Source organism: Micromonospora sp. 4G55, from assembly GCF_016803375.1.
Window position 1 is genome coordinate 1 of record NZ_JAEVHN010000745.1, and the last position, 2,804, is coordinate 2,804.

Below are 2,804 nucleotides of genomic sequence, written 5' to 3' on the forward strand. Positions count from 1 at the left end.
GGGGTGGCGGCCGGCTCGACCAGGCCCTGCTCGGCGGCCAGCAGGGGAAGCATGACGGCGGCGCGGGTGATGGCCCAGCCCGGATCGTCGATGAAGACCTTCTCGGTGACCCCGAGCCGATCCAGCCCGCTCTCGATGCGCAGCAGTTCCGCCGCGGAGAAGTCGCTGGATCCGTTGACCTCGACGTAGGCGTTGTCGTCGCTCTCGCTGCTCTCCGACGGGTAGTAGATCCGGACGCTCACCTGCACCCAGCGCGGGCAGGCCGGGTTGTCCTCGACCGCCACCCCGTCGCCGAGATTGGAGCCGACGCTGACCGGGTCGCCGTAGCCGAAGTAGTCCCTCAGCTCCCAGCCGTAGCAGACGCCCTGGCTGGCCGTGGACCGCTGGAGGAGCGACACGGTGTCGCCGCGCTCCTGAGCGGTCGGCGGCGGCACGATGTCGGACCCGTCGTCGCCGTTGACGATCGCCCCGACGGTGCAGGCGGCGACAGTGCCCAACAGGCCCACCCAGATCAGGGCCTGCTTCCACACCGGAATCTCCGCGCTCTTCGCTGGGCTCTTCGCGCCGGTGGTCGCCGAGCGCCCGGCGGCGCCCGGCCGCTTCGCGGCGGCCATCAGCTGATCGCGGCGGCGATGATCGCGCCCGTGGCGAGGTGGACGACGGCGGAGACCCAGACCGCGGGGTGCGGCTCCGGGTCGACCAGCAGCTCGCCGAGCCGGCCCGGGGTCGCCGCGTCGAGCAACAGGAACGCCCCGGCCATGATGACCAGGCCGAGGAGGCCGTACGCGGCGGCGCCGACCAGGCCGAGGACGAAGTCGTCGGCGCTGGCGGCGATGGCGGCGACCACGATGACGCCCACGCCGGCGAGGTTCGAGGCGAGCAGCAGCGCGGCGTTGCGGTTGCGCTCGGTCCAGATCAGCTCGTGGAGCTTGCCGGGGGTCGCCACGTCGACCAGCACGTAGCCGACGGCCATCAGGACGACGCCGACCACGCCGTAGGCGAGCGTGACCAGCAGATCGGTGACCAGGTTCTGCACGGGGGAACTCCAGGGTGAGGGGTGGAGGGGGTCGGGGCTACTTGCCGGCGCCTGGGCCGCCGCCGCGTACGGTGCTGCCGCGACCCCAGCCCCAGTGGTTGCCCACCGTGGAGTGGTAGCGGGGGTAGGCGGTGCCGAGCCGCTCCAGCAGGATCACCGAGCCGGTGGCGATCGGCAGGACGACCACCGAGTCGTCGTCGTAGCGCAGGTAGACGCCGCTGCCGTCGACGTACTGGTCGGCCGGCTGCCAGGCCTCAGTCACGTCCTGCGCCACCTGGCTCGGGGTCTTGTCCGAGGTGTACGCGACCGCCTCGCCGCCGATGTCCCGGCTGGTCGCCCGGGTGTAGCGGTCCTCGACGTAACCGCGGGGCGAGAAGTTGCCGTAGAAGATCGCGAAGGCGGCGACCAGTGCGCCGATGACCGCGAAGGCCACTCCCACCACGAACCAGCGCCGGTACGTCATCGCAGTGCCACCACCGTTTCGGTCAGGACCAGCTCGTTGGTCTGGGGATACGCGTGCCAGGTGCGCCAGCCGACCGACCCGTCCGGCGGATCGGGGCGTACGGCGAGCGCGGTGACCGCGTCCGGGTCGCCGGGGAAGACCCCGACCAGCGCGTACGGGTCGTCGGCCAGCTCGGTGCGGAGCGCGGCGACGCGGGCGCGCAGTTCACCGGCCGGCGGCCGGAGCACCGTGGCGGTGAACCGGTAGCCGTTGGGCTCGTCGTGCAGCGTGCCGGGCAGGTGCGGCGGCCGCCCCGGCAGGCAGGCCACCGTCTCGGTGAGCCCACCGAGGACGACCTGGTGGGAGGCGCCGAGCAGGCGCAGCCGCAGCCGGATGCCGCCGGGCAGGTCGACCTCGCGGACGGCCAGGGCCGGCAGCTCGGGATCGCCGAGGGCCAGGCCGAGGTCGGCGGCGCTGGTGTCGACGTACGGGGTGTCGATGCTGACCAGCACCCTCAGGCCACCTGTCCCGGGCCGGCCTGCGGGTAGACCATCACCTCGGAGCGGTGCAGCGGCTCACCGAGCGCCACCTCCCAGCCGGCCTCCCCGTACGCCTCGAAGGCCAGCCGGGCCCCGCCCTGCGCCCGGTAGTCGTGGTAGCGGACGGTGCCCGTCGGGTCGAGGCCGGTGGTGCCGGTGGCCGAGTAGCGGGCCTGCCCGGACTCCTCCCAGGAGTAGCGGCGGCCGGCGAAGTCCAGTGTGGGCGCGCCCGGCGTGATGGTGGCGCCCGGTTCGGCCTTCCAGAGCACCAGCTCCACGTCCGGGTCCTCCTCGACGGAGAGCCACCGCTTGGCCCCACCGGCGTCGTCCAGCAGGTGCTCGGCCCAGCTCCAGGCGCCCTCGACCAGGTGCACCGAGCCACGGATCGCGTACGACACCTGCCGGATCTCGACGATGTCACCGGGCTTGAGCTTGCGCGGGTCGCCCCGGAGCGCGTCCGCGTCGGTGTCCCGGAACGGATCGCCGGGTGCCGCAGGCCCGGTCCTCTTCCGCTGCCGGGCGAGGGCGACCACGGCGATCACCACCCCGGCGACCCCGACCAGACACCCCACCGCCGCCACCAGGTACGCCACCGAACCGTCCACCCCGACCGCCTCCCCACGCGTCGGCGGAGACGGTAACAACCCCGCGCACCTGGGGAAACACGTCCGGCTTGAGTGAGCGACCAGAGCTTGCGCGGGTCGCCCCGGAGCGCGTCCGCGTCGGTGTCCCGGAACGGATCGCCGGGTGCCGCAGGCCCGGTCCTCTTCCGCTGCCGGGCGAGGGC

The 2,804-nt window shown here is 73.4% G+C and carries 5 protein-coding genes; all 5 read right to left on the reverse strand.

Features of this window, described 5'->3' with window-relative positions; translation table 11 throughout:
• Positions 1-614 (reverse strand): hypothetical protein (locus tag JNW89_RS33415; RefSeq protein WP_238452077.1); only part of this gene is annotated, 614 nt, incomplete at its 3' end.
• Positions 614-1,036, reverse strand: a complete 423-nt coding sequence (locus JNW89_RS33420; protein ID WP_238452078.1) for a DUF350 domain-containing protein — start codon at positions 1,034-1,036, stop codon at positions 614-616. The genes JNW89_RS33415 and JNW89_RS33420, both read right to left, overlap by 1 nt.
• Before the next feature lie 37 nt (positions 1,037-1,073).
• Positions 1,074-1,499, reverse strand: coding sequence for a DUF4247 domain-containing protein (locus JNW89_RS33425; protein WP_238452079.1), 426 nt, complete (start codon positions 1,497-1,499; stop codon positions 1,074-1,076).
• Positions 1,496-1,990 (reverse strand): DUF2617 family protein, encoded by a 495-nt coding sequence (locus JNW89_RS33430; RefSeq protein ID WP_238452080.1) that lies wholly within the window; start codon positions 1,988-1,990, stop codon positions 1,496-1,498. Before JNW89_RS33430 ends, JNW89_RS33425 begins: the two co-directional genes overlap by 4 nt.
• 2 nt (positions 1,991-1,992) lie before the next feature.
• Positions 1,993-2,622, reverse strand: coding sequence for a DUF4178 domain-containing protein (locus tag JNW89_RS33435; RefSeq protein WP_238452081.1), 630 nt, complete (start codon positions 2,620-2,622; stop codon positions 1,993-1,995).
• Between the last annotated feature and the right edge of the window lie 182 nt (positions 2,623-2,804).